The organism is Streptomyces sp. enrichment culture, assembly GCF_964273255.1.
In the GTDB taxonomy this organism is placed as follows: Bacteria; Actinomycetota; Actinomycetes; order Streptomycetales; family Streptomycetaceae; genus Streptomyces.
In genome coordinates, this window is the sequence record NZ_OZ186835.1 from 3,660,449 (window position 1) to 3,685,999 (window position 25,551).

Annotated in this window: 21 protein-coding genes and 1 tRNA gene; 8 read left to right on the forward strand and 14 right to left on the reverse strand. The window is 73.0% G+C overall.

What is annotated here, in order from left to right; genetic code table 11:
- Window positions 1-257: 257 nt before the first annotated feature.
- Entirely contained in the window at window positions 258-2,015 is a 1,758-nt protein-coding gene (locus ACSU53_RS15770; protein ID WP_437028300.1) for an SDR family oxidoreductase, read from the reverse strand.
- Window positions 2,016-2,219: 204 nt separating this feature from the next.
- Here ACSU53_RS15770 and ACSU53_RS15775 point away from each other — a divergent pair, with 204 nt between their 5' ends.
- The 5 genes from ACSU53_RS15775 to ACSU53_RS15795 all read left to right on the forward strand — a co-directional run bounded on the left by ACSU53_RS15775 (window position 2,220) and on the right by ACSU53_RS15795 (window position 6,300).
- Window positions 2,220-3,182 (forward strand): ABC transporter ATP-binding protein, encoded by a 963-nt coding sequence (locus ACSU53_RS15775; protein ID WP_437033224.1) that lies wholly within the window; start codon window positions 2,220-2,222, stop codon window positions 3,180-3,182.
- Window positions 3,172-4,089, forward strand: a complete 918-nt coding sequence (locus ACSU53_RS15780; protein ID WP_437028302.1) for an ABC transporter permease — start codon at window positions 3,172-3,174, stop codon at window positions 4,087-4,089. The genes ACSU53_RS15775 and ACSU53_RS15780 overlap by 11 nt, the downstream gene beginning before the upstream one ends.
- 52 nt (window positions 4,090-4,141) lie before the next feature.
- Window positions 4,142-5,053 carry an ABC transporter ATP-binding protein gene (locus ACSU53_RS15785; RefSeq protein ID WP_437028303.1) on the forward strand — a complete coding sequence of 304 codons (912 nt, stop codon included), beginning with the start codon at window positions 4,142-4,144 and terminating at the stop codon, window positions 5,051-5,053.
- A gap of 9 nt (window positions 5,054-5,062) precedes the next feature.
- Window positions 5,063-5,782, forward strand: coding sequence for an ABC transporter permease subunit (locus ACSU53_RS15790; protein WP_437028305.1), 720 nt, complete (start codon window positions 5,063-5,065; stop codon window positions 5,780-5,782).
- Between the two features lie 399 nt (window positions 5,783-6,181).
- A tRNA-OTHER gene (locus ACSU53_RS15795) sits at window positions 6,182-6,300 on the forward strand.
- Between the two features lie 113 nt (window positions 6,301-6,413).
- On the opposite strand, the gene ACSU53_RS15800 is transcribed toward ACSU53_RS15795, so the two are convergent.
- From ACSU53_RS15800 to ACSU53_RS15840, 9 genes are all read right to left on the reverse strand, one after another.
- Window positions 6,414-7,226 (reverse strand): HAD family hydrolase, encoded by an 813-nt coding sequence (locus tag ACSU53_RS15800; protein ID WP_437028307.1) that lies wholly within the window; start codon window positions 7,224-7,226, stop codon window positions 6,414-6,416.
- On the reverse strand, window positions 7,223-8,500 hold the full coding sequence (serS, locus tag ACSU53_RS15805; protein ID WP_437028309.1) for a serine--tRNA ligase: 1,278 nt from the start codon (window positions 8,498-8,500) through the stop codon (window positions 7,223-7,225). The genes ACSU53_RS15800 and serS overlap by 4 nt, the downstream gene beginning before the upstream one ends.
- A gap of 646 nt (window positions 8,501-9,146) precedes the next feature.
- Window positions 9,147-10,079, reverse strand: coding sequence for a prephenate dehydratase (pheA, locus tag ACSU53_RS15810; protein WP_437028311.1), 933 nt, complete (start codon window positions 10,077-10,079; stop codon window positions 9,147-9,149).
- Between the two features lie 69 nt (window positions 10,080-10,148).
- Window positions 10,149-11,447 (reverse strand): iron uptake transporter deferrochelatase/peroxidase subunit, encoded by a 1,299-nt coding sequence (gene efeB / locus ACSU53_RS15815; RefSeq protein ID WP_437028313.1) that lies wholly within the window; start codon window positions 11,445-11,447, stop codon window positions 10,149-10,151.
- A gap of 6 nt (window positions 11,448-11,453) precedes the next feature.
- Window positions 11,454-13,736: a copper resistance CopC/CopD family protein gene (locus ACSU53_RS15820; protein WP_437028315.1), complete on the reverse strand. Its 2,283-nt coding sequence runs from the start codon at window positions 13,734-13,736 to the stop codon at window positions 11,454-11,456.
- Between the two features lie 12 nt (window positions 13,737-13,748).
- A complete protein-coding gene (locus ACSU53_RS15825) occupies window positions 13,749-14,219 on the reverse strand; it encodes a copper chaperone PCu(A)C (RefSeq protein ID WP_437028317.1) in 471 nt (156 codons plus the stop codon).
- Window positions 14,216-14,872 (reverse strand): SCO family protein, encoded by a 657-nt coding sequence (locus ACSU53_RS15830; protein ID WP_437028319.1) that lies wholly within the window; start codon window positions 14,870-14,872, stop codon window positions 14,216-14,218. The genes ACSU53_RS15825 and ACSU53_RS15830 overlap by 4 nt, the downstream gene beginning before the upstream one ends.
- A 95-nt stretch (window positions 14,873-14,967) precedes the next feature.
- Window positions 14,968-15,714, reverse strand: coding sequence for a YcnI family copper-binding membrane protein (locus tag ACSU53_RS15835; RefSeq protein WP_437028321.1), 747 nt, complete (start codon window positions 15,712-15,714; stop codon window positions 14,968-14,970).
- A 284-nt stretch (window positions 15,715-15,998) separates the two neighbouring features.
- A complete protein-coding gene (locus tag ACSU53_RS15840) occupies window positions 15,999-16,829 on the reverse strand; it encodes a hypothetical protein (protein ID WP_437028323.1) in 831 nt (276 codons plus the stop codon).
- Between the two features lie 220 nt (window positions 16,830-17,049).
- On the opposite strand from ACSU53_RS15840, the gene ACSU53_RS15845 reads away from it, so the two are divergent.
- The gene (locus ACSU53_RS15845) at window positions 17,050-17,511 is read left to right on the forward strand and encodes an ATP-binding protein (RefSeq protein WP_437028325.1); all 462 of its coding nucleotides are present in this window, start codon (window positions 17,050-17,052) and stop codon (window positions 17,509-17,511) included.
- A gap of 138 nt (window positions 17,512-17,649) precedes the next feature.
- Here ACSU53_RS15845 and ACSU53_RS15850 read toward each other — a convergent pair whose 3' ends face one another.
- A complete protein-coding gene (locus tag ACSU53_RS15850; protein WP_437028326.1) occupies window positions 17,650-19,122 on the reverse strand; it encodes an aminopeptidase P family protein in 1,473 nt (490 codons plus the stop codon).
- Window positions 19,123-19,248: 126 nt separating this feature from the next.
- Entirely contained in the window at window positions 19,249-20,775 is a 1,527-nt protein-coding gene (locus ACSU53_RS15855; RefSeq protein WP_437028328.1) for a PP2C family protein-serine/threonine phosphatase, read from the reverse strand.
- 505 nt (window positions 20,776-21,280) lie between these two features.
- Between ACSU53_RS15855 and ACSU53_RS15860 the strand changes: the two genes are divergently transcribed.
- Window positions 21,281-21,946 (forward strand): bifunctional DNA primase/polymerase, encoded by a 666-nt coding sequence (locus ACSU53_RS15860; RefSeq protein WP_437028330.1) that lies wholly within the window; start codon window positions 21,281-21,283, stop codon window positions 21,944-21,946.
- A gap of 543 nt (window positions 21,947-22,489) precedes the next feature.
- Window positions 22,490-22,879, forward strand: coding sequence for a hypothetical protein (locus ACSU53_RS15865; protein WP_437028332.1), 390 nt, complete (start codon window positions 22,490-22,492; stop codon window positions 22,877-22,879).
- Between the two features lie 448 nt (window positions 22,880-23,327).
- Here the strand turns inward: ACSU53_RS15865 and ACSU53_RS15870 are convergent, their stop codons facing one another.
- Together ACSU53_RS15870 and ACSU53_RS15875 are read right to left on the reverse strand one after the other, a co-directional pair.
- Window positions 23,328-24,296: a DUF5926 family protein gene (locus ACSU53_RS15870; RefSeq protein ID WP_437028334.1), complete on the reverse strand. Its 969-nt coding sequence runs from the start codon at window positions 24,294-24,296 to the stop codon at window positions 23,328-23,330.
- Between the two features lie 418 nt (window positions 24,297-24,714).
- Window positions 24,715-25,350: an ATP-binding protein gene (locus ACSU53_RS15875; RefSeq protein ID WP_437028336.1), complete on the reverse strand. Its 636-nt coding sequence runs from the start codon at window positions 25,348-25,350 to the stop codon at window positions 24,715-24,717.
- Between the last annotated feature and the right edge of the window lie 201 nt (window positions 25,351-25,551).

Genomic DNA, 25,551 nt, shown 5'->3' on the forward strand with positions numbered 1-25,551 from the left:
TGATCCACAGCTCGGGGCAGTTATCCACAAGGAAAAGTGAAAATCCTGTGGACAGCCACGGTCGGTGTCACCGGGACGGACGACCCGTCCTCCCAGGGGCAGGCATCCCGGAACCGGGCTTGCCCGTGTCCCGGAGCCGTGCCGAGCCGCGCTCCCGCGACGCCGACCGGGTGACACGCCCGGGGGCGGCTCCGGGTGCTCCCGCGGCGCAGCCCGGCCCGGTCCGGTCCGGTCCCCGCCGCCGTCCGTCACGCCCGTCACATCCGAGGCTTCACCCGGGCGATCCGCCGCAGCGCGCCCGGCATCCACCGCGACAGCGCGTACCCGCCCCGGGCCTCGGGGGTCACCGGCACCACGGCCTCGTCGCGCACCACCGCCCGCAGGATCGCCCGGGCGACCTTCTCCGGCGGGTAGTTGCGCCGGCCGTAGAGCGTGGACGCGCGCTGTTGCAGCCGTTGCTCCTCCTGAGCCGTCACGCCCGCGAACCGCGCGGTGGAGGTGATGGCGGTGTTGACGAAGCCCGGGCAGATCGCCGTCACGCCGATGTCCCGTTCCGCCAGCTCCGCACGCAGACAGGAGCTCAGCATCAGCACGGCCGCCTTGGAGGTGCTGTAGGCGGGCAGCGACCGGGACGGCACGAACGCCGCCGCCGAGGCCACGTTGACGATGTGGCCCCCCTGACCGCGGTCCGCCATCTGCCGGCCGAAGAGGCGGCAGCCGTGGATGACGCCCCACAGGTTGACGTCGAGGACCCTTCTCCAGTCCTCCGGCGTGGTGTCGAGGAAGGAGCCGCCGAGACCGACACCGGCGTTGTTGACCAGGACGTCCACCACGCCGTACTCGGTCCGCACCCGCTCGGCGAACTTCTCCATGGCTCCTTCGTCGGAGACGTCCACCGTCTCGGCCCAGGCCCGGGGCGCACCGCCACGCCGGGCGTCCCGGGCGGTGCGCTGCGCGGCCTCCGCGTCCCGGTCGGCCGCGATCACCCGGGAGCCCGCCGCCGCGAACGCGAGGGCGGTCGCCCGGCCGATGCCGCTGCCGGCCCCGGTGACGAGCACGAGCCGTCCGCCGAACCGGTCGGCGTACGGGGCGGGGGCCGGCGCCCGGCTGCGGCCCTCCTCGACGGAGCCGACGAAGTCGGTGACCCAGGAGGCCAGCTGGTCCGGGCGGGTGCGGGGCACCCAGTGGCCGGCGGGCAGCGTCCGCCGGGTCAGGTCCGGCGCCCACTGCTCCAGCCCGTCGTAGAGCTGCTCGGACAGGAAGCGGTCGCCCAGCGGGGTGACCAGCTGAACGGGCACGTGGGCGTACGCGTCGGGGCGCGGGGACCGGAGCCGGGGCCGGACGTTGTCCCGGTACAGCCACGCCCCGTGGGCGGCGTCGTCCGGCAGGGTCGGGGCCGGGTAGTCGCCGCCGGGCACCTTCTCGACGCGTTCGAGGATGCGCGGCCAGCGCTTGCCGAGGGGGCCGCGCCAGGCCAGTTCGGGGACGGCCGGGGTGTGCAGCAGGTAGATGTACCAGGACTTGGCGCCCTGCCCGAGGAGCTGTCCGATCCGCCGCGGGGTGGGCCGGGCCAGACGGCCGTTGATCCAGTGGCCGAAGTGGTCGAGGGACGGGCCGGACACCGAGGTGAAGGACGCGATCCGGCCCTCGGTGCGGGCGACGGTCACGAACTCCCACGCCTGGACCGAGCCCCAGTCGTGCCCCACCAGGTGCACCGGCCGGCCGGGGCTGACCGCGTCCGCCACGGCCAGGAAGTCGTCGGTCAGCTTCTCCAGCGTGAATCCGCCGCGTAACGGCGACGGCGCGGAGGAGCGTCCGTGGCCCCGGACGTCGTAGGCGACGACGTGGAAGTGTTCGGCGAGGCGCGGCGCGAGCCGTCCCCACACCTCCTTGCTGTCGGGATAGCCGTGCACCAGGACGACCGTGGGCCGTCCCTCAGTGCCCAGTTCGGCCACGCACAGCTCGACGTCCCCCGCGTGCACCCGGCGCTCACGCGCCCCCTCGATCCCCGTCATACCGGCGAATCTCGCAGTCGTCAGAACATCCGTCAACAGGGTCTCCCGGCCTCCTCCGGCCCGTCCCGGAGGGCCGGGGCGGCGGCCGTATAGCCCTCAGGCATGGCTCCCCCTACGGGCCCGTACGACTCCAGGCGGACACCAAGACGGCTCTGGGGTCTGACGACCGGCGTGCGGTGGGTCACTACCGTCTACTCCGTGACTGTGATCGCGACCGAAAGCCTGAGCAAGCGGTTCCCCCGGGTGACCGCGCTTGACCGGCTCTCCGTGGACGTCGGGCCCGGTGTGACCGGACTCGTCGGATCCAACGGGGCCGGCAAGTCCACACTGATCAAGATCCTGCTGGGTCTGTCCCCCGCCACGGAGGGCCGCGCCGAAGTGCTCGGCCTCGACGTCGCCACCAGGGGGTCGGCCATCCGTGAGCGGGTCGGCTACATGCCGGAGCACGACTGCCTGCCGCCGGACGTCTCGGCGACCGAGTTCGTCGTCCACATGGCCCGCATGTCCGGTCTGCCGCCGACCGCCGCGCGCGAGCGCACCGCGGACACCCTGCGCCACGTCGGCCTCTACGAGGAGCGGTACCGCCCCATGGGCGGTTACTCGACCGGCATGAAGCAGCGGGTGAAGCTGGCCCAGGCCCTGGTGCACGACCCGCAGCTGGTGTTCCTGGACGAGCCGACCAACGGGCTCGACCCGGTCGGCCGCGACGAGATGCTCGGCCTGATCCGCCGCATCCACACCGACTTCGGCATCTCGGTCCTGGTCACCTCGCACCTGCTCGGCGAGCTGGAACGCACCTGCGACCACGTGGTCATCGTGGACGGCGGCCGGCTGCTGCGCTCCAGCTCCACGCGGGACTTCACCCAGACCACCACGACCCTCGCCATCGAGGTCACCGACACCGACGAGCACCCGGACGGCACGCGCGCGGTGCGCGAGGCCCTCCTCGCGCGCGGGGTGGCCGTGCAGGACGGCAGCGGACTGCCGGGTGCCGGACACGTGCTGCTGCTCACCGCGCGGGGCGAGGAGACGTACGACCTGGTCCGCGACGTCATCGCCGGCCTCGGTCTCGGCCTGGTGCGCATGGAGCAGCGCCGGCACCACATCTCCGAGGTCTTCCAGAACAGCGACGAGACGCGGAAGGAGGCGGTCGGTCATGGCAGCTGAGCAGTCCGTCGGCACACCCGCCACCGCATCGGGTGACACCCGTATCCACAACATCGGCTACCGCTCCTACGACGGCCCCCGTCTCGGCCGTTCGTACGCCAGGCTGTCGCTGTACTCGCAGTCGCTGCGCGGCTCCTACGGCCTCGGCCGGTCGGTGAAGTCCAAGGTGCTGCCGATGCTGCTGTTCGTGGTGATGTGCGTGCCGGCCGCCATCATGGTCGCCGTCGCCGTCACCACCAAGGCCAACGACCTGCCCGTCGAGTACACCCGCTACGCGATCATCATGCAGGCCGTCATCAGCCTGTACGTCGCCTCGCAGGCACCCCAGTCCGTCTCGCGCGACCTGCGCTTCAAGACCGTGCCGCTGTACTTCTCACGGCCGATCGAGACGTCCGACTACGTACGGGCCAAGTACGCGGCGCTCGCGTCCGCGCTGTTCATCCTCACCGCGGCCCCGCTGCTGGTGCTGTACATCGGCGCGCTGCTCGCCAAGCTGGACTTCGCCGACCAGACCAAGGGATTCGCACAGGGACTCGTCTCCGTGGCACTGCTCTCGCTGCTCTTCGCCGGCATCGGCCTGGTCATCGCGTCGGTCACCCCGCGCCGCGGCTTCGGCATCGCCGCCGTGATCGCCGTCCTGACCATCTCCTACGGCGCCGTCTCCACGCTCCAGGCGATCGCCGACTACCAGGGCAGCGGCAGCGCCACCGTGGCCTGGATCGGCCTGTTCTCCCCCGTCACCGTCCTCGACGGCGTGCAGTCCGCCTTCCTGGGCGCCACGTCCACCTTCCCGGGCGGCACCGGACCCGGCACCGTCGAGGGCGTGGTGTACGTCCTGTTCGCACTGGGCCTGATCGCCGGCTGCTACGGCCTCCTGGTGCGCCGCTACAAGAAGGTGGGAACGTGACCCCGCCCAGCCCGTCACCCGCCACCACCCTTCCAAGGAATGGGCTGCGCTCATGAGCACTCTTTCCATCGACCACGTCTCCCGCTGGTTCGGCAACGTGGTCGCCGTCAACGACGTCACCATGACCATCGGCCCGGGCGTCACCGGCCTGCTCGGGCCCAACGGCGCGGGGAAGTCCACCCTCATCAACATGATGGGCGGCTTCCTGGCCCCGTCCACCGGCACCGTCACCCTCGACGGGCAGCAGGTGTGGCGCAACGAGCAGATCTACCGGCACATCGGCGTCGTCCCCGAGCGCGAGGCGATGTACGACTTCCTCACCGGCCGGGAGTTCGTCCTCGCCAACGCGGAGCTGCACGGCCTGGGCGCCCAGGCGGCGCAGAAGGCCCTCGCCACGGTCGAGATGGAGTACGCGCAGGACCGCAAGATCGCCACGTACTCCAAGGGCATGCGGCAGCGCGTGAAGATGGCCTCCGCCCTGGTGCACGAGCCGTCCCTGCTTCTGCTGGACGAGCCCTTCAACGGCATGGACCCGCGCCAGCGGATGCAGCTGATGGACCTGCTGCGGCGGATGGGCGACGAGGGCCGCACGGTGCTGTTCTCCTCCCACATCCTGGAGGAGGTCGAGCAGCTCGCCTGGCACATCGAGGTCGTCGTCGCCGGGCGGCACGCGGCCAGCGGCGACTTCCGCAAGATCCGGCGCCTGATGACGGACCGGCCGCACCGCTACCTGGTGCGCTCCAGCGACGACCGGGCGCTGGCCGCCGCGCTGATCGCCGACCCGTCGACGTCCGGCATCGAGGTCGACCACGGCGAGGGCGCGCTGCTCATCCAGGCCGTCGACTTCGGCCGGTTCACGGCCCTGCTGCCCCGGGTCGCCCAGGAGCACGGCATCCGCCTGCTCACGGTCTCGCCGTCGGACGAGTCCCTCGAGTCCGTCTTCTCGTACCTGGTCGCGGCGTAGGAGGCCCTGATGTACGACCCCACTGTCGCCCGGCTCACCTATCGGGCCCTGCTCGGCCGTCGCCGGGCCCTCATCCTCGGCGCCCTGCCGCTGCTGCTGATCGTGATCTCCCTGGCGGTGCGCGCACTCGCCGGCGTGGACGACCAGACGGCCGCCGACGTGCTCGGCGGGCTCGCGCTCGCCACCATGGTGCCGATCATCGGCGTCATCGCGGGCACCGGCGCCATCGGTCCGGAGATCGACGACGGCTCGGTGGTGTACCTGCTGTCGAAGCCGATCAAGCGGCCCACCATCATCTTCACCAAGCTGATCGTCGCGATCGCCGTCACCATGGTCTTCTCGGCCGTGCCGACGCTGATCGCCGGCTTCATCCTCAACGGCAACGGCCAGCAGATCGCCGTCGCCTACACGGTCGCGGCGCTGGTCGCCTCCATCGCGTACGCGGCGATGTTCCTGCTGCTGGGCACGGTCTCGCGGCACGCCGTGGTGTTCGGCCTGGTGTACGCGCTGGTCTGGGAGGCGCTGTTCGGCTCCCTGGTGTCCGGGGCGCGCACGCTGAGCGTCCAGCAGTGGGCGCTGGCCGTCGCCGAGAAGGTCAGCGACGGCACGCTGGTCACCTCGGACGTCGGTCTGACGACGGCGACCGTCCTGCTGGTCGTGGTCACCGGGCTGGCCACCTGGTACGCGGGGCAGAAGCTGCGCGCGCTGACCCTGGCCGGGGAGGAGTGACCACCCGGGACGGCCGCCGTCCCTGACCGGTCCGCGACGGCGGGCGGTGGAGTTCCGGCAGGCGCCGGACGCACCGCCCGCCGCGCGCGTTGCCGGGGCCGCGGAGGGTGCGCGTGCACCCGGGGCGCGGGCCCCGTCCGCCTGCTTTATTCGGTGGCGTCCGTCCTGTCCGGCGGGGCACAGTGGGGGTGTCCGCAACGCCGGGAAGGTCCGGCGTCATGGTCCGGGAGTGGAGCGGGACGGCGCACCTGCACGGCAGTCGGTCCTGCTTCCTTCGGGGCAGCCCGCGGCGGACTCCGGAGCGGTTCCCAGCGCTCCGTCGAGTCCGCCCCGCACGCGGGAGCTGCCCGGGGCGGCCGCTTCGAGCACGCGCCCGCACAGCGCGTGGGCCGCCCACCCGGAGGATTGGCCGAGAGGCAAGGCACCGGTTCGCACGGGGTCCGGCACGCACCGTCGGGGGCCACGGGTGAACCGCGGTCGGGCGCGAGCCCGCGCACGTTCGATCCGTGCATCCTCCGCGAGACGCCGGACCCCCACGCGCGGCAGCGCAGGACCGGCGGGATGAAACGGGAGGGAGTCCGGCGCGGAAGCCCGGCGCGTCCGCGTGCGCCGGTCCCGTTCCCGCCGTGCGTCAGCCCAGCAGGCGCTCCAGGACGAGGGCGATGCCGTCCTCCTCGTTGGAGGCCGTCACCTCGTCGGCCACCGCCCGCAGCTCCGCGTGGGCGTTGGCCATGGCCACGCCGTGGGTGGCCCAGGCGAACATCGGGACGTCGTTCGGCATGTCGCCGAACGCGATGGTCCCGGTGGCCTTGACGCCGAGGCGGCGGGCCGCGAGCGACAGCCCCGTGGCCTTGGAGAGCCCGAGCGGGAGCAGCTCGACGATGCCCTCGCCCGCCATGGTGACGGTGACGAAGCCGCCCGCGGTGCGCCGGGCGACGTCGGCGAGTTCGTCGGAAGTCAGCGACGGATGCTGGATGTACAGCTTGTTCAGGGGCGCCGTCCACAGGTCGGACGCGTCGGTGAACGGGGTGGCGGGCAGCCCGCCCACGACCTCGTAACCGGGCCCCACCAGCACTTCGCCGTCCAGCCCGGCGCGGCTCGCCGCGAGGTGCAGCGGGCCGGTCTCGGCCTCGATCTTGGCCAGCGCGACGCCGGCCAGCTGCCGGTCCAGCGTGACCGACGTCAGCAGCCGGCGCTCGCCCGCGTCGTACACCTGGGCGCCCTGCCCGCACACCGCGAGACCCCGGTACCCGAGGTCGTCGAGGATGGGCCTGGTCCAGGGCACCGCGCGGCCGGTGACGACGATGTGGGCGGCGCCGGCCGCGGTGGCCGCGGCGAGCGCGTCCCGGGTGCGCTGCGACACCGAGTGGTCGTCACGCAGCAGCGTCCCGTCGAGGTCGGTCGCGACGAGCCGGTACGGGAAGGACGACGGTGCGGTACTCACTTCGCGATCGGCTCCAGCAGCTCACGGCCGCCCAGGTAGGGGCGCAGCACCTCGGGGACGCGCACCGATCCGTCGGCCTGCTGGTGGTTCTCCAGGATGGCCACGATGGTGCGCGGGACGGCGCACAGGGTGCCGTTGAGCGTCGCCAGCGGGCGCACCTTCTTGTCCTCGCGGACCCGGATCTGCAGCCGGCGGGACTGGAACTCGGTGCAGTCCGAGGTGGAGGTCAGCTCGCGGTACTTGCCCTGGGTCGGGATCCACGCCTCGCAGTCGTACTTGCGCGCCGCCGAGGAGCCCAGGTCGGCCGAGGCCACGTCGATCACGCGGAACGGCAGTTCCAGCGACGTCAGCCACTGCTTCTCCCACTCCAGCAGCCGCCGGTGCTCCGCCTGCGCGTCCTCGGGGGCGACGTACGAGAACATCTCGACCTTGTCGAACTGGTGCACGCGGAAGATCCCCCGCGTGTCCTTGCCGTGCGAGCCGGCCTCGCGGCGGAAGCAGGGCGAGAAGCCCGCGTAGCGCAGCGGCAGGCGGTCCGCCTCGATGATCTCGTTCATGTGGTAGGCCGCCAGCGGCACCTCGGACGTGCCGACCAGGTAGAGGTCGTCCTTCTCGAGGTGGTAGACGTCCTGGGCGGCCTGGCCGAGGAAACCGGTGCCCGCCATGGACTCGGGGCGGACCAGGGCCGGGGTCAGCATGGGGGTGAAGCCCGCGGCGGTGGCCTGGGCGAGCGCCGCGTTCACCAGCGCCAGCTCCAGCAGGGCGCCGACACCGGTCAGGAAGTAGAAGCGGGAGCCGGAGACCTTGGCGCCGCGCTCGACGTCGATGGCACCGAGGATCTGGCCGAGCTCCAGGTGGTCCCTGGGCTCGAAGCCCTCGGCGCCGAAGTCCCGGACGGTGCCGTGCGTCTCCAGCGTGACGAAGTCCTCCTCGCCGCCGACGGGCACGTCGGGGTGGACGAGGTTGCTCAGCCGGAGCAGCAGTTCCTGGGTCTCGGCGTCGGCCGCGTCCCGTTCGGCGTCGGCGGCCTTCACCTCGGCGGCGAGCTGACCGGCCTTCTTCAGCAACTCGGCCTTCTCGTCGCCGGACGCCTTGGGGATCAGCTTGCCGAGCGCCTTCTGTTCGGCACGCAGCTCGTCGAAGCGGACGCCGGACGACCTGCGCCGTTCGTCGGCGGACAGGAGGGAGTCGACGAGCGCGACGTCCTCTCCACGGGCGCGCTGCGACGCACGCACACGGTCGGGGTCCTCACGGAGCAGGCGAAGGTCAATCACGCGGTCAAGGCTACCGGTGCCCGGTCACGGGCCACGACCCACTAGTGCGGCGCGGATCCCTTACGTTCCGTTTCAGGTCAATTGCCTGGAGTGTTCCCCAGGTCAATTCAGAGACCCGCATCCCCGGAACGGAGGAGTGCAGGGCGCGGTGGTTGACTGGATTCCCTTGCGGTGTACGGGACTTGAGGACTGGTTGTCCACAGCGGCCCCCGGTCTGCGCAAAGTTTTCCACAGGGTGTGGGGAAGATCTGTGGACATCGGAATTGATCACTCCGAAAGGCTCGGCCGACGTCGAGGATTCCCGGCGCGACCTCCCTTTATCCCCACTTTCGAGTGGAAAGACATCGCCCCAAAGGGTTGACCCCAGGAAATGCATGGACGAAGGGTGCTGTGTCGAAGGTTGGGGGTGATCATGACCCGAAGGGCGATTTGTCGACCGTATGGCACCTTGTTGTCGACTTGTCCCCAGGTCGAGAAGCGGACCTGTGGATAACTTCTGTGGATGGCGAAAATCAGCAGGTCGGACCGGCCACACCGGCGGCACCGGGAGCAGTCGGTCCGCGACCGGCGCCGCCGGTGCACCGGACCGGCCCCGCCACCGACCCATCCGGCCGACGGGCACCACGCACCCCAGGCGTCCGGGGTGTCAGAACCGGCCGTCCTGGCAGCGTGCCACCCAGTCCGCCGCCGCCACGAACTCCTCGTCCGAGGTGCCCGGAAGCACCGGACGCCCCGCCCGCGGGCCGTCGTCGGCACGGGGATAGGAACCCAGGAAGCGCACCTGGAGGCAGATCCGCTTCAGCCCCATCAGGGCCTCGGCGACCCGGCGGTCGGAAATGTGGCCCTCGGCGTCGACGCAGAAGCAGTAATTGCCGATGCCCGCTCCGGTCGGCCGGGACTGGAGCAGCATCAGGTTGATACCGCGCGTCGCGAACTCCCCCAGCAGATCGCGCAGCCCACCGGGATGGTCGTCCCGCTGCCACAGCACCACCGACGTCTTGTCGACCCCCGTCGGTGCCGCGGGCCGGGCCGGCCGGCCCACCAGCACGAACCGGGTCTGGGCGTTCTCCGCGTCGTGGATCCCGGTCTCCAGCGGCACCAGTCCGTACCGGGCCGCCGCGAACTCCCCGGCGAAGGCGGCGTCGTACCGGCCCTCCTGGACCAGCCTCGCGCCGTCCGCGTTGGAGGCGGCCGACTCCCAGTGCACGTCCGGCAGGTGCGCCTTCATCCAGTTGCGGACCTGCGGCTGGGCCGCCGGATGCGCCGTGACCGTCTTGATGTCCGACATCTTCGTGCCGGGACGGACCAGCAGGGCGAAGGTGATCGACAGCAGCACCTCGCGGTAGATCATCAACGGGCTGCCCGCGACCAGCTCGTCGAGGGTGGTGGTGATCCCGCCCTCGACGGAGTTCTCGATCGGCACGAACGCGGCCTCCGCCTCGCCCGCCCGCACGGCGTCGAGCGCGGACTGCACGGACACGTACGGGACGAGCTCCCGGGTGGCCGTCTCCGGCAGGGTGCGCAGGGCGACTTCGGTGAAGGTGCCCTCGGGGCCGAGGTACGCGTAGCTCGCTGGCATGCCTTCACCCTAATGGCCTCACACCCCTGCGCTCCGCGAAAACGCCACCGAGGAGTGACAGCGGGGCCATCACCCCTCCAGGAGCCGCTGGCCCACGTACTCTCCCTCCGCCGCACCGCCCGGCACCGCGTACAGCCCGCTGGCCTCGTGCCGGATGTACGGGGTCAGGGCGTCGCCCCGGTCCAGCTTGCGCTGCACCGGCACGAAGCCGCGCAACGGGTCCGCCTGCCAGCAGATGAACAGCAGTCCCGCGTCCGGCACCCCGTCGGCGTCGATGCCGTCGTGGTACGAGAACGGGCGTCGGAGCATCGCCGCGCCGCCGTTCTGGTCGGGGCGGGTGATGCGTGCGTGAGCGTTGAAGGGGACGACCAGGTTGCCCCGGGAATCCGTCTTCTCCAGGTCCATGGCGGACGTCTCGGTGCCCCCGGACAGGGGCGCGCCGTCCGACTTGCGGCGCCCCATGACCGCCTCCTGCTCGGTGAGCGGCAGCTTCTCCCAGTCGTCCAGCAGCATGCGGATCCGGCGCACGACGACGTAGGAGCCGTGGGCCATCCAGGCCGGCTCACCCCCGTCCGGGACGAAGATCCGCTCGTCGAAGTCGGTGTCGGAGGGCTTGGGATTGCGGGTCCCGTCGATCTGGCCCATCAGGTTGCGGGCCGTCATCGGGCGGGCGGTGGCACCCGGGGTCCGGTTGAAGCCGTTCATCTGCCAGCGCACCCGTGCCGCCGACCCCGCGTCCTTCTGCACGGCGCGGAGCGCGTGGAAGGCGACCAGGGCGTCGTCGGCCGCGATCTGCACCCACAGGTCACCGTCGCTGCGCTTCTTGTCGAGCCGGTCGGAGGAGAAGTCCGGCAGCGGATCCAGGGCGACCGGCCGCTGCTTCTCCAGGCCCGTGCGTGCGAAGAAGCCGTGACCGAAACCGAAGGTGACGGTGAGGGACGAGGGTCCGGCGTCACCGGCCACGCCGGTGTCGTCCCGCCCGGTCGGCTCGCCCGCCATCAGCCGGCGTGCCGTCTCGGACCAGCGCCGCAGCAGCGCCGCGGCCTCCCTGCGCCCGGCCCCGGGCGCGAGGTCGAAGGCGACGAGATGACCCCGCGCGCGAAGTCCCTCGGTGATGCCGGGCTGATGTTTCCCGTGAAACATCAGCCGGCGTTCTCCCACCGAGGCGAGCGGGGTCGACGCACCGGCGGGTGCCGTCGCGTACCCCACGGCACCGCCCGCCGCGCCGAACACGATCCCCGCGGCCCCCGCCGTGCCGAGCAGGCGGCGCCGGGAGAAGCCGTCCGGGGCGGCGCCCGCGGTGCTCGCCGCCTCGGGAGCCTCGGGTGCCTCCGGGGTACGGGACTCGGGAAGGGACTGGTCGGGCATGGTCGTTCAGCCGATCTGCGCGTTCTTGGAAACGGTCACCTGGTCGATGTCGGAGGTGCGCACGGTCACCTCGACCTTCCAGTCTCCGGCGAACGGGATCTGCACCCCGCTCGCCGACCAGTGTCCGGCGGTGATGCGGTCGGGGGCCACGGGCAGCGGTCCGATGTCCTTCGCGGCGAGGGTGAAGGCGACCTTCACCTCGGGGATGTCGAACGGCGTACCGTCGGTGCGCTCCACGTAGACGTGCACGGCGTTGTTGCCCACCCGGGCGGGGTCGAGGTCGACCGTGACGACGCCCTTGCCCTGTGCGCTCCCGGTGTCGAACGGCATGTTCAGGGTCACCGCGCCGGAGCCCTGGCCGGTGGCGGCCGACGGCACGTCCGACGCCGAGGAGGAGGCCTGTGCCGCCTGCTCCGTCCGGCCCGGCTCGGTCTGGGTCAGGACGGTGGTGACGGCGAGCAGCACGACGGCGACGCCCGCCTCGGCGAGTACGGAACGGCGCAGCCCGAACCGGTTCGGGTCGGCGTCCCGCATCCGCTTCTCCCGGGCCCGCTCCACCGCGGCCCGCTGCCGGGCGAGCTGCGCGGCCCGCACGGCGTCGGCCGCGTCGGCCGCGTCGGCCGCGTCGGCCGCCTCGGAGGAGCCGCCGGGCCGGCCGTCCTCGTCCGCCGGGCCGCCGGTCGCGGCGTCCGCCCCGCCGTGGCTCCGGCTGCCGTCGCCACCGCTGCCGTGACCCTCCGCATCCGCATCCGCATCCGCATCCGCGTCTGCGTCCTCGTCCGCCGTCGCCGTCGGGCCGGCCGGGGCGGCGGCCGGGGCCTTCGCCCGGTCTTCCGCGCGGTCTTCGGCGCGGTCCTGCATCCGGGTCTTCTCCCGGCGCGCGGCCGGCACCTGGGCCGTCGACGCCGCCGGTTCCGCGAGCCGTGCCGTCCACCGGCGCGAGAGGGAGGCGATCCCGACCAGCACGGCCACCAGCACGATCTTGGCGAGCAGCAGTTGCCCGTACCGGGTGTCGGTGAACGCCGACCAGGAGCCGAGCTGCCGCCAGCTCTGGTAGATCCCGGTGAGCACCAGGGCGACGACGCTGCCGAAGGCGATCTTCGAGAACCGCCGGACCGCCTGAGGGCCGACCGGGGTCGGTGCGGGCGCCCGGTAGAGCGCGACGAGCAGGGTGGTGAGCCCGCCGAGCCAGGCGGCGACGGCCAGCAGGTGGATCACGTCGACCGGCATGGCGATGCCCGTCTGGATCCCGGTCGACGCGTGCTCCGAGAGGGCCCAGGTCGCCGCGAGCCCGGCCGCCACCACGGTCCCACCGATGGCCAGGCCGAAGGTGAGGTCCCGCTTGCGGTCGTCCTCACCGGCGTCCGAGCCGGAGCCCGAGCCCGAGCCGGAGCCGGAGCCGGAATCCGAGCCGGAGCCGGAACCCGGGGCGGACCCGCGGTCGGAGCCCTCGCCCGCGCCGCTGCCGCTCCCGGTGTCCGTGTCCTCGTCCCCGCCGGCGCCCGCCGGACGGGCGTAGGCGCCGAACAGCACGGCGATGAACAGCGCCGCCGCCGCGAGCAGCAGCAGCCGGGAGACCAGGGCCGCACCCGTCTTCGTCTGCAGCACCTGACCGAGCAGCGACAGGTCGAAGACGTCGCCGACGGCCCCCGACGTGGTGTAGGAACCCCGCAGCAGCAGCATGCCCAGCGTGGACGCGGTGAGCGCGAGCCACCCGCCGACCACCAGCCGCTGCACCGCCCGCACCCCGGACCCGCGGCTCCAGCAGGCGAGGACAAAGGCGGCTCCGCCCACCAGGACCACGAACCCGGCGTACGCCACGTAGCGCCCGAGGCCGTACAGCAGCCCGACCACCCCGTCGTCGGGAGCCTGGCCGGAGACGGAGACCGTGGTCTCGGAGGGGGCGCCGATGGAGAAGCTGAAGGCTCCGGCGACAGGATGGCTGTCCGCCGACACGACCTGGTACGTCACCGTGTACGTGCCGTCGGGCAGTCCGCCGTGCAGGCGCACGGTGTACGTCGTGCCCTCGGGGTTGTCCGGGTCGCCCCGGTCGACGCGCTTGCCCTTGGGGTCGAGCACGCGCAGGGCGTCGTCGCTGATCGCGACGGGTTCGGAGAAGGTGAGCGACACCTGGGCCGGGGCCGTGTCGACCACCGTGCCCTGCCGGGGATCGCTGTCCGTCAGCGCGGCGTGCGCGGAGACGGGGGCGGCCCCGGCGAGCAGCGCACCGGTGACGGCCAGGAACAGCAGCACCAGGATCCGGACGCGGGGCGCGATGGTCTGGGTCACGGGGGGATCTCCCTAGTGTCCGTGCTTCGGCGTGTAGGTGGCGGCCTTGACCGGGATCTCGACCGTGACGGGGCCGGACTCGGCGAACCGGAGTTCGACGGAGACCTTCTGGCCCTCCTCGGGCTTCCGCTTCAGGTCCTCGAACATCAGGTGGTTGCCGCCGCTCTCCAGGACGAGGCGGCCGTTCGCCGGGATGTCGAGCCCGTCGACCTCCCGCATGGACCCGTCCACGGTCTCGTGCACGGTGACCGAGGCGGCGACGTCGCTGTCCACCGAGGTCAGCCGGTCGGCCGCGTCACCCTTGTTGGTGATGACGAGGAACCCGGCCGCCATGTCCGACACCGGCTGCGGCATGTACGCGGAGCCGACGGACAGGTCGGGGGTGCCGCCGCCGGAGTCCTTCCCGCCGGAGTCCGAGCCGCCGCAGCCGGCCAGGACCAGTGCTCCCGCGACGGCGAGGGCCGCGCCCGCGACCCGCCTCACGGTGCCTCACCCTTGAGGATCGCGGGCAGGTCCGCCGTGTAGTCGTCGACGGTGGCCTCGTCGTCGTAGAGCAGGTAGCCGGCGTCGGTCTTCGGCGAGAAGGCGACGACCTGCGTGCCGTGGTCGGAGACCGTCTTGCCCTGGTCGTCCTTGCGCGGCGGGTTGATGGAGATGCCCAGGGTGCGGGCGCCGGCCTGGATGGTGGAGAAGTCCCCGGTCAGCCCGACGACCTGGGGGTCGATGCCCTTGAGCCACTTGCCCAGGGCGGCCGAGGTGTCGCGTTCGGGGTCGGTGGTGACGAACACGACGCGCAGCTGGTCCTGCTGCTCCTGGGAGAGCTGCTTCTTGGCCACGGCGATGTTGTTCATCGTCAGCGGGCAGACGTCGGGGCAGTGCGTGTAGCCGAAGTAGATCAGCGTCGGCTTGCCCGCGGTCTCCTCGCGGAAGTCGTACTCCTTGCCGCGGGTGTCGGTGAGGACGAGGTCGGGCTTCTCGAACGGCTTGTCCAGGAGGGTGGCCGCCTTCTCGGCTCCGGCCTCCTCGGAGACGACGGCGACCGGCTTGTCACCGTTGTCGTCGTTCGCGCCGCAGGCGGAGAGGGTCAGGGACGCGGCGGCGAGCAGCGCGGCCGCGGCGAAGGTGTTCTTGCGCATGAGATGGGTGTCCCGGTGGTGAGTGCTCCGGCGGGCACCGGGAGGCCGCGGGGCAACCGCGGACCTCCCGGTGGCCGCCTCAGATGGGGCCGGGCTCAGGCGGTGGTGCGCCTGCGCCCGGCGAGTACGCCGTAGGCGACGCCGACGGCGCCGACCACGATGCCGACGACACCCAGCACGCGGGCCGTGGTGTCCGAGCCGGCGCCGTCGGAGTCGGAGGCCGCCGAGGTCTCGGCGGACGCCTTCTCCGCCGAACCGGCCTCGTCGGCGGCCTTGTCGTCCGACGCGCCGTGGTGGCCGTCACCGGACGCCTCCGCCAGGGTCAGCACGGGCGCCGGGAAGTCGGGCTCGTCCTGTCCCTTCTGCGGCACCTCGATCCAGCGGACGACCTCCTTGTTGGAGTACGTCTGCAGGGCCTTGAAGACGAGGTCGTCGGCGTCCTCGGGCAGCGTGCCGACGGACACCGGGAACTTCTGGAAGAAGCCCGGCTCGATGCCGTCGCCGTCGGCGGTCCAGGTGACCTTGGTGACGGCCTCGTCGATCTTCTTGCCGTGCATCTCCAGCGGCTTGTCCAGCTTGGACTTGGTGACCTTGACGTCCCAGCCGTCGACGGGCTGCGGCATCACCGACGCCAGCGGGTGCTCGGTCGGGAAGGTCACCTCCAGCTTGGTGGTGGAGGCGTTGTCGCGCTCGTTCGGCACCTTGAAGTTGACGACCGCGTAGCCGCCCTTCGCGGCCTCGCCCTCGGGCTGCACGCTGACGTGCGCGGCCGCGGGGGCGGACAGGGCGAGAACGGCGATGCCGGCGGCGGCGCCGACGGTGGTGAGACGGGAAGCCTTCATGGCAGAAGCACTCCGCTTCGTTGAGGTTCGCTGACGGTGAGGGGTACGTGGCGCCGCGCGGTGCCGGTCCTCCCGAGGGACGCGGCCGGGCGCGCACGTGAACGGACCCGCTCGCGCGCATGCCGCACGCGGACGCCCGCCCCTCACCGCGAACCGGCCGTCGCGGACCCGGCGGCTGCCCGGTGGGCCGGGGCCCGGCCGGAGGAACCGGGGGCCGGGCCGGAGACCGGGGATGCCGTGGGACCGGTGGCGGTCGCGGAGCGGTGGATCGGAACGTGGGCGCGTCAGGCGGCGAGCGCGAGGGCGGCACCGGCGGCCGGCGGGCCGCGGCGGATCACCGTGTGCTGGAGTGCGGTGGTGTGGGGTGCGGGCGGCGCGAGCAGCGCGGTGCGCGGCGCGCGGACAGCCGCCTCCGGCGCCCCGGGGAGCCCCGCGCGCAGGACCCGCACCAGGGCGAGCGCCGCCCGGAGCGCCCGGACGAGGGCGCCCTCGGCGACCCCGTGCGCGGACAGTTCGGCCAGCCGCAGCAGGGCCTGGTCCCCGCGGCGCAGCACCCAGCCGGTGGCCAGGGCCGCGAAGAGGTGCACCAGCAGCATCGGCAGGGACGGCAGCAGCGTCACCCAGAAGTCCGCCGCGGTGGGCGCGGCGCCGGCCTGGGCGTGTGCCGCGTGTCCGGCCCCCGGGCTCGGCGGGATCCGCGCATCCGTGAGGATCTGCTGTGCCTGCGCCGGACTGATGGCCGCGGCCGTGGTCCCGCACACCAGCCGCGCGGCCTGCGCGATCAGGGACGCGTCCGACGCGGCCGACGCCGAGCCGGCGGACGACGCGGCGGCCGCGCCGTGCTGCCCGAGACCGAACAGCGTGTGCAGCACGGTCTGGCAGGCCGCCAGCAGGGCGGTGATGCCCGGTACCGACCGGACCCGCCCGGCGAGCGGCGCCGCGACGGCGGCCGTGCCGAGGAAGCCCGCGACGAGGGTCCACAGCGGGACGGCGTCATGGGCGGCGAGCGTGTGACCTGCCCCGGCCAGCACGACGCAGACCGCGGCGAACACCGCGGCCCGCAGGACCTGGAGTCCTCGTCCGGTGCGCGCCGTGCGCGGGTGGGGGGCAGTCATGGCGGCCTCATCATCGCACTGGCACCACGGCCCCCGTACGGCAGGTCCGCAAGATGCGCTACGACCGGAAGATCACCTCTGCCACGGCCCGTCCCACATACACCGGTCGGCTCCCCGGCGCACCCGCCATATGGGCGGCATCACGCCGACTGCGCGCTTACGAGTGGGTACTCAGGGCAATACGTAACGGTATGTCGAGCCGCGGCCGGGAGGCTGGAGCATGAGCATCTGGTGGTCACTCCATCTGCGGCGCGACGCTGCGAGCGTGCCCCTGGCCCGGCGCCTGCTGCTCGGCGCGATGGAGACCGCGGGCGTCGACCCCGACATCTCCTACGACCTCTCCGTGGCCCTCAGCGAGGCCTGCGCCAACGCCGTCGAGCACGGTGGGGACGGCACCCGGGACGGCGGGTCCGAGGCCTACCGGGTGACCGCCTACCTCGACGGCGAGAAGTGCCGCATCGAGGTGGCCGACACGGGGCCAGGCTTCCCCGCCGCGGGTGGACGCACCCGCCCCCCGGCCCGCCCGGCCCCGTCGGACGCGGAGCACGGCCGCGGACTCTGCCTCATCCGGGAACTCGCCGACCACGTCCACATCGGCAACAAGCCGGACCGCAGCGGCGCCGTGGTGAGCTTTGACAAGATCCTCAAGTGGCGCGAGGACGCCCCGCTCGTCGCCGTATAACTTCGGTTAACTTCGGTCCACCCCGCCACCGGGGCGCCGGGCGTCCAGTGCCCCACGGTGGCGGGGGCACGGAAGCAGCGGAACGGCCGGGCACACGCGTTGCCCGGCCGTTCCCCGTTCGGGGCCCCGCGGCCCGGGTCAGCCCTTCAGGCCGGCCATCCACTGCTCGACCTCGTCCGAGCGGCGCGGCAGGGCCGCGGACAGGTTCCGGTTGCCGTCCTCGGTGACGAGGATGTCGTCCTCGATGCGGACGCCGATGCCGCGGTACTCCTCGGGCACCGTCAGGTCGTCGGCCTGGAAGTACAGGCCGGGCTCCACGGTGAGCACCATGCCGGGCTCCAGCGTGCCGTCGACGTACGTCTCGGTCCGCGCGGCGGCGCAGTCGTGGACGTCCATGCCGAGCATGTGCCCGGTGCCGTGCAGCGTCCAGCGGCGCTGCAGGCCCAGCTCCAGCACCCGCTCCACGGGGCCCTCGACCAGGCCCCACTCGACGAGCCGCTCGGTCAGCACCCGCTGCGCGGCGTCGTGGAAGTCGCGGTACTTGGCGCCCGGCTTCACCGCCGCGATGCCGGCCTCCTGGGCGTCGTACACGGCGTCGTAGATCTTCTTCTGCAGCTCGCTGTACCGGCCGTTGACCGGCAGGGTGCGCGTGACGTCGGCCGTGTAGTAGGTGTGCGTCTCCACGCCGGCGTCGAGCAGCAGCAGGTCGCCGGAGCGCACGGGCCCGTCGTTGCGCACCCAGTGCAGGGTGGTGGCGTGCGGGCCGGCCGCGCAGATGGAGCCGTAGCCGACGTCGTTGCCCTCCACGCGGGCGCGCAGGAAGAAGGTGCCCTCGATGTAGCGCTCGGAGGTGGCCTCGGCCTTGTCGAGCACCTTCACGACGTCCTCGAAGCCGCGCACGGTGGAGTCCACGGCCTTCTGCAGCTCGCCGATCTCGAAGTCGTCCTTGACCAGCCGCATCTCCGAGAGGAAGACCCGCAGCTCCTCGTCGCGCTCGGCGGTGACCTTGTCGGTGAGCGCCGCCTCGATCCCGGCGTCGTGGCCGCGCACGACCCGGACCGGGCCGGTGGCCTCGCGCAGCGCGCCGGGCAGTTCCCGGACGTCGGAGGCGGGGATGCCGTACAGCTTCTCGGCCTCGGCGAGGGAGTGGCGGCGGCCGACCCACAGCTCACCCTGGCCGTCCAGCCAGAACTCGCCGTTCTCCCGGTCGGAGCGGGGCAGCAGGTAGAGCGTGGCCCGGTGGCCGTCGGCGGTGGGCTCCATGACGAGGACGCCGTCCTCGGTCTGGTTGCCGGTGAGGTACGCGTACTCGACGGAGGCGCGGAAGGCGTACTCGGTGTCGTTGGAGCGGGTCTTGAGGTTGCCCGCGGGGACGACCAGGCGCTCGCCGGGGAAGCGGGCGGACAGCGTGGCACGCCGGGCGGCGGTCTCGACGGCCTGCGGGACCGGCTCCAGGTCGTGCAGTTCCGTGTCGGCCCAGCCGCTGCGCATGTTCTCGGCGAGCTCGTCGGACACACCCGGGTACAGGCCGTTCTTGCGCTGCTTGACGGGCTCCTCTTCGGCAGTCTCCGGGCCGGCGGTCTCCGGGGTCTCCGGGAGCTCTTCTGCCACGGCGGTCATCCTCCTCGATACGGCACTGGACCAGCCTCCATCGTACGGCCGGGTGAAACGGTCACCGGGGGCGAAGACCTGTTACGGGGGGCGCACGGGAGACGCGGGGCCGCCGCTCGCGCCCGCCTACTCGAAGCGCGCCGCCAGCAGGACGACGTCCTCCGCCGGGTCCGCCGGGTCCGCCCCGTCGGGCAGCACGGTGCGCAGGACGTGGTCGGCGACCGCGCCCGGGTCGCCGCGCAGCGCCGTCGGGACGCCGGCGGCCGCCGCGTGCAGCCGTGCGAAGGCCCGGTCGGTGCGGTCGCCGGTGCGGTGCAGCAGCCCGTCGGTGTAGAGCAGCACGGTCTCGCCCCGCTCCGCGTGGATCTCCACGCTCGGCGCCTCCCAGCAGGCGAGCATGCCCAGGGGGGCGGACACCGACGTCTCCACGAACTCGGTGCGGTGCTCCCCCAGCAGCAGGGGAGGGCTGTGCCCGGCCCCGGCCAGGGTGATCTTCCGCAGGGCGGGCTCGCAGTAGCCGAACAGGGCGGTGGCCGACCGGGCCGGCTCGGTGAGCCGCAGCAGCAGCTCCAGGTCGGACAGGACGGCGACCGGGTCCTCGCCCTCCATCACGGCGTACGCGCGCAGGGAGGCCCGCAGCCGGCCCATGGCGGCGACCGCGCTGGGGCCGGAGCCGGTGACGGAGCCGACGGCCAGGCCGAGCGCGGCGTCCGGCAGCGGCAGCGCGTCGTACCAGTCGCCGCCGCCGCGGGCGCAGGTGCGGTGCCGGGCGGCCAGCTGGACGCCGGGGATCCGGGGCAGGCGGGAGGGCAGCAGCTCGTCGGCGATGGTGGCCATCGAGGCGCGCGTGCGCTCCAGCTCGGTGAGCCGGGCGAGGTGCTCGGCGGCGTAGCGGATGTACAGGCCCACGAGGTGCCGGCGGTGCTCCGACGGCTCGGCCGGCTCGTCGTAGAGCCACACCGCGGCGCCCAGCCGCCGCGCGTCGTCGGTGGCGGCAGCGGCGGTCAGGGGGAGGGCGTAGCTGGCGGCGTAGCCGAGCCGGGCGGCGACGTCCCGGTGGCGGGGGTCCAGGCCCTTCTCAGCGAACAGGTCCGCCTCGACGACACCGTCGTCGGTGCCCGGCAGGCCGTCCAGGATCCTGCCGTAGGGCAGGGAGTGGCGCGGCACCGTCTCGATGTGCCCGAGGTCGGCGCGGCCCAGGCCGAGGCCGGTGGTGGTGTCGGGGCCGAGACCGTCGGCGGGCTCCAGGACCACCAGGCCCCGGCGCGCGCCGACCAGGGCGGCCCCCGCGCGCAGCAGTTCCTGGAGGGCCGCGTCGAGCGTGTCCGTGCGCACCAGGCGCTCGGTGAGCTCGTGGAGGGTCGTGAGGTCCGACACCCAGCCGGCGAGACGGTCCTGCAGGAGTGCGCCGGGTGGGTGAGGCGGGTTTTGCGGGGCGCCCGGGGAGGTACTCGTCGAAACGGACGCGACAGTGTGTGCGGGCGCGGGAACCGTTGAATCGATTCCGGCCACTTTCGGAGGGTGCGGGGCGTTCATGGCGTCCGGCTTTCCGACCGGTACGTACTGCTCAAAAGCATCGCAAACCCCCATGTCATTCTGCGTCGCCGGCAGTGTCTCCACATGTACACGTACTCGTGAGGAGATGTCCAGCATTGTCCTGCTGGGATTCCTGGTGTCCGTGGGACGGGAGGGGAAATTCCTCCCGGCCCCTTGCCGGTGGAAGGAATTGGCTTGAAACTGCCTCAAGGGGAGGCTTATTGCGGTCGACTGGCCTTGCTCGACGGAGCGTCACAACGGTCGTGATGGGTACGTACTCGGTGAAGGCCAGGGGTGGTTGGGAATCACTCGGGAACCTGGCGACGGACCCGAGCGTCTTAACCACCGACGACCGTGCCCCATCCTCCCGTGGCGGAGGCGGAGAGAAATACGCGCGACGGCAAACGCCAGACTTCGCCACCCCCACGCCGTACCCGCGCTCTTGATGGACGCAGTATGGGTGGAACGGCCGCGGAGGCAGCCCATGCTCGGCCCATAGGGGTTCCCCTTGCCCGGAGCAGGGGTGTGATGCGCCAACAGGTACGCACAGTGAAGCGATCGACACATGTTGTGATGTGGACCACGGTGTTGCCAGGCGTGCAACGGAAAGGAACGAGCGCTCATGCGCGAGATCCCCGGAAGGCGTCGCAGGTTCCTGTCCCGGCGAGGCGACGGAGCGTCTGAGCTGATCGGCGCGGCCCTGACCTTCGCCACCGAATGGAAGTGGCCGGTACTCCCGGGCGTGGCCGCGGACCCGGACAACCGGTCCCGCTGCGCCTGCCCCGACCCGGAGTGCACGGTGCCGGGTGCGCATCCCTTCGACCCCGGCCTGCTCGCGGCCACCACCGACGCGCGCATGGTGCGCTGGTGGTGGAGCAACCGGCCGACCGCACCGGTCATCCTGGCCACCGGCGGCCAGGCCCCCTGCGCGGTGTCCCTGCCCGCCGGCCCGGCCGCCCGCGCCCTGCAGGCCCTGGACCGCCTCGGCATGCGCCTCGGCCCGGTCGTCGCCTCGCCCGCCCGCTGGTCGATCCTGGTCAAGCCGTACTCCCTGGAGCAGCTCGGTGAGCTGCTGTACGCCAAGGACTTCGTCCCCGGCTCCCTCCGCTTCCACGGCGAGGGCGGTTACCTCGCCCTGCCGCCGTCCGGCACCGGCCAGGGCGACATCACCTGGGAGCGCGCGCCGCTGCCCGGCTCGGCCTCCCCGTGGGTGCCCGACGTCGAGGCCGTGGTGGACGCCGTCGTCGACACCCTCACTCGTACGGGTGTGAGCGCGCCCGAGCTGTAGACGCCCCGGCGCGGCGCCCACCGCGGCGGCCCGGGGACGTTAGGTTGCGGAGCCATGCCGCGTCATGCCGGGGGGCGCGCCACCGACCCCCGAACAGTCCGTGCTCCTGCCCGTCTGCTCGCCCTCGCGGGCGCTGCCGTGGCCTGCGTGGTGGCGGCACTGCCGCCGGCACTGCTGCCGCCATCCGGTGGACCGTCCGGCCTGTGGGGCGGGGCGGGGTCGTGGGGCCGGTCCCACCCGGGTCCTGCGTCGCCGGACGCGTCGGACACGCCGGTCGTGCCCCGGGGCGCGCACGGAACGACTGCCGGGCGGGACGCGGGCGGCGTGGCGGATGGTGCCGCCGGTGCCCAGGACGCGGGGAGCGGGGGACGCCCGGAGGACGATGGCGCGGGGAGCGCTGCGGCCCGCGGTGTGCGGGCCGCGCCGGAAGTGTGGAACGCGAGGGGCGGCGCGCGGTCCCCGGCCGGCGGAACGCGTGCCGACGACGGGTGGCACGCCGTCGACGGGTGGCCGGGGAACCGCAGCCCGGCGCCGTCCGGTGCGGTGCACGCCCCGGGAGGCCGCGCCGGCAGCACGTCGGCCGGCACGTCGACGCCTTTGGTCCTGCGCTGCGGCCCCGAACTCTCCTCCCCCGAGGGCATCGAGGCGCAGACCTGCGTCGTCGCGCGGGGCGAGGAGATCTGGGGGCGCACGTACTACCGCAACGCCACCGGCACGGCACTGTCCGTGGTCCTCGGCCTCATGTCGCCCGGCGGCCGCAGCGTGCGCGTGCACTGCGCGGTGGAGGCCGGTGACGAACCCGCCGTCTGCGAGACGCCCCGGCGGGCGCGGCGGGGAGAACTCGGCGACCACGAGGCGGTGACGGAGTTCGCGGGCCGGGCCGGACACGGTCCCCTGCTGCTGCGGTCGGGGAGCAATCCGCCCGGCGACTGACCGCGTTGCGGCCGAGGAGGCGGGCGGCGGGACGGCCGTACCGGTGGGGAGGACGCGGAACGGGTGTGCCGGGCGGGATCCGTGGGCGGAGCGAGCGGGGATGCCGTGGACCGGGGCGGTGCGGGTGCCGCGGGCGGGCGGCCGTGGGTGCGGGCGGGTGCTCCCCGCGGCAACTTGTCCGGGCGAACTGTCGGTTGACACCCGACCGCGTTCTGTGAACGGCCCGCCGCACGGAAAGACCCGGTTGCTGGCGACGGGGGATGCACCAGCAACCGGGCTACTGGAACGGTAACAAGAGATCGGCTGTTCGCAAATTCGATCTCAGCTTTTCCGGTCACCGACTTGCTTGCGGCGACCGGGAGTTGCGCACGGAGCGGGTGGTTCCACCGGGACGGTTGTGCTGATCGGTCGGTCAGCGGATCAGCACCACCGGAGCCCGGGACGGACGTCAGCTCAGCGTGACCTGGCGGTTGGTCAGACCGCCCCGCGCCCGGCGCTCGTCGGCGCTGAGGGGTGCCTCGGAAGCCAGCGCCTCGGCGAGCCGCTCGGCGAACTCGGCTGCCGGCTTCTCCACGTCCTCGGCGCGAACCTCACGCGGCAGGTCCCAGACCGGCACGGTGAGCCCGTGGGCGCGGAAGGAACCGACCAGGCGGGTGCCTTCGCCGAGGGAGGAGCGGCCTGCCGCGTGCAGCCGTGCCAGCGCGTCCAGAAGCTGCTCCTCCGGGTGCGGCATGACCCACCGCAGGTGGTTCTTCTCGGGCGTCTCGCACCAGTAGGCCGCGTCCACACCCGTCAGCTTGACGGTGGGGATGGCGGCGGCGTTGGCGCGTTCCAGCGAGGCCGTCACGTCCGGGGTGGCGTTCTCGGAGTCGGGCACCCAGAACTCGAAGCCGCTGTGCACGACCGGCTCGAACGCGCCCTCGGGGTCGAGGAGGTCCTGCAGCCGGGGGGCGTCGGCCGGGGCGCGCCGGCCCTGGACCGGGTTGCCCGGAGCGGCTTCCAGGGCGCGCTGCAGGGTGTCGGCCAGATCGCGGCTGATGTCGCCGGAGGAGGTGTCGTTCTGGAGGCCGAGCAGGACGGAACCGTCGTCGCGGCGCAGCGCGGGCCAGGCCATCGGCAGCACCGTCGCCAGGGTGACCGACGGGACGCCCTCGGGCAGGCCGTCCTTGAGCGTGAGCTCGACGGTGGCCGCGGGCACCAGTTCCCGCAGCGCCACCCAGTCGCACTCACCGGCCAGGCCCTCGAAGGGGCGGTGCACCAGCTCGGTCACGGCGTGCGCGGCGGCCCGTCCGTGACAGGCCTTGTAGCGGCGGCCGCTGCCGCAGGGGCAGGGCTCCCGCGCACCGACGACCGGGATCTCCCCGTCCGTGAGCTGCGGGCGCTTGGCCGCCTTCGTCTGGGGGCGCTTCTTGGCCATCGTGGGTGTCTCCCGGTTACGGCTCGTCTCGTACGGGCGCGAGCCTAGCCGTTCGCCCGGCGCCGGTCCGTATCCGTGGACGCGTGGCCGCCTGGACGCGGGAGCCGACGACGGAGGGAGGCCGCGGCGCGGGCGGGGGAGCCGCCGGGGGAGGCGGCGGGGCGCGGCACGAGGCTGCTGGACCGGCGGTGCGGGCGCGGGACGAGGCACTGGGCCGGCGGTGTGGGTCGCCGGCGGGCGGCGGGCCCTGCGAGCGGCGGGGATGCGCGACTGACGGGACGCGCGACTGACGGGGTGCGCGGGAAGCACGGGGGCCGACGCCGGCACGGGGACCACGCCCGCCGGAGGCACGACGCCACTGAGCCCTGACGTCTGTCCTCCGCTGCCCTCCGCCGCCCGTCCGTGAGGGCCGCGGTGCTCAGTCGAGGTCGTCGAAGGCGTCCGCGAAGCCGAGCCCGGGGATGTCGGCCACGGAGGGGGCCGCCACCTGCGCGGCGAAATCGGCCCGCCGGTGCCGGGCCGCGGGGTCGCGGACGGCGTCGAGGAGGATCACCCAGACCGTGACCTCGCCGGGGACCTCGCGCACGCCCCAGTCGTCGGCCAGCGCGGTGATGATGTTCAGCCCCCGGCCGCCGCGCGCGGTCACCGAAGGTGTGGACGGGGCCGGGCGGGTCGGGCCGCCGCCGTCCGTGACCTCGACGACGAGCCGGCCGCACGGATCCATCCGCCAGGCGGCGCGCACGTCCCCGTCGCCCGCCAGGGCGTCGCCGAGGGGTCTGCCGTGCTTGCAGGCATTGCTCAGCAGTTCCGAAAGGATCAGTACGGCGTCGTCGATGACCGTGTCCGCGACGCCGCTCGCACGCAGCTGCGTGCGCATGCGGTGCCGCGCTTCCCCCACGCCCGCAGGGCCGTGGGGTACGGCCATGCACGACGACGCGGGCACCTCCTGTGCCACCACCAACGCCACCCCCGAGACCTCCTTTGCCCCACGCCACGGTGTGGATGCCCCATTGGCCTGAACCGGAAACCGGCCGATCCCTGTGCGGTGACGCACTCGAAACGAGTGAACACGCACCGAACGCGCCGGAGCACTCCCCGTCATCATGTGGCTGGAATTCTTCGGTGTGGCCGAGACGTGAGGATGCTCCGGAGGTAAGGGTGCGGTCAAGAGGTGTGCGTCATCCCGGTGCATCCGTGACGTACCGCTTCGGTGACGCTCCCGGGTGTGAGGCCGGAGTGTGCAGGTGGCGGGGGT

What these genes read in the sequence shown, in the direction of transcription:
- ACSU53_RS15770 (WP_437028300.1), bottom strand. Translation starts at nt 2,015, where the DNA reads ATGACGGGGATCGAGGGGGCGCGTGAGCGCCGGGTGCACGCGGGGGAC.
- ACSU53_RS15780 (WP_437028302.1), top strand. Translation starts at nt 3,172, where the DNA reads ATGGCAGCTGAGCAGTCCGTCGGCACACCCGCCACCGCATCGGGTGAC.
- ACSU53_RS15785 (WP_437028303.1), top strand. Translation starts at nt 4,142, where the DNA reads ATGAGCACTCTTTCCATCGACCACGTCTCCCGCTGGTTCGGCAACGTG.
- ACSU53_RS15790 (WP_437028305.1), top strand. Translation starts at nt 5,063, where the DNA reads ATGTACGACCCCACTGTCGCCCGGCTCACCTATCGGGCCCTGCTCGGC.
- pheA (WP_437028311.1), bottom strand. Translation starts at nt 10,079, where the DNA reads ATGCCAGCGAGCTACGCGTACCTCGGCCCCGAGGGCACCTTCACCGAA.
- efeB (WP_437028313.1), bottom strand. Translation starts at nt 11,447, where the DNA reads ATGCCCGACCAGTCCCTTCCCGAGTCCCGTACCCCGGAGGCACCCGAG.
- ACSU53_RS15830 (WP_437028319.1), bottom strand. Translation starts at nt 14,872, where the DNA reads ATGCGCAAGAACACCTTCGCCGCGGCCGCGCTGCTCGCCGCCGCGTCC.
- ACSU53_RS15835 (WP_437028321.1), bottom strand. Translation starts at nt 15,714, where the DNA reads ATGAAGGCTTCCCGTCTCACCACCGTCGGCGCCGCCGCCGGCATCGCC.
- ACSU53_RS15840 (WP_437028323.1), bottom strand. Translation starts at nt 16,829, where the DNA reads ATGACTGCCCCCCACCCGCGCACGGCGCGCACCGGACGAGGACTCCAG.
- ACSU53_RS15845 (WP_437028325.1), top strand. Translation starts at nt 17,050, where the DNA reads ATGAGCATCTGGTGGTCACTCCATCTGCGGCGCGACGCTGCGAGCGTG.
- ACSU53_RS15855 (WP_437028328.1), bottom strand. Translation starts at nt 20,775, where the DNA reads ATGCTGGACATCTCCTCACGAGTACGTGTACATGTGGAGACACTGCCG.
- ACSU53_RS15860 (WP_437028330.1), top strand. Translation starts at nt 21,281, where the DNA reads ATGCGCGAGATCCCCGGAAGGCGTCGCAGGTTCCTGTCCCGGCGAGGC.
- ACSU53_RS15870 (WP_437028334.1), bottom strand. Translation starts at nt 24,296, where the DNA reads ATGGCCAAGAAGCGCCCCCAGACGAAGGCGGCCAAGCGCCCGCAGCTC.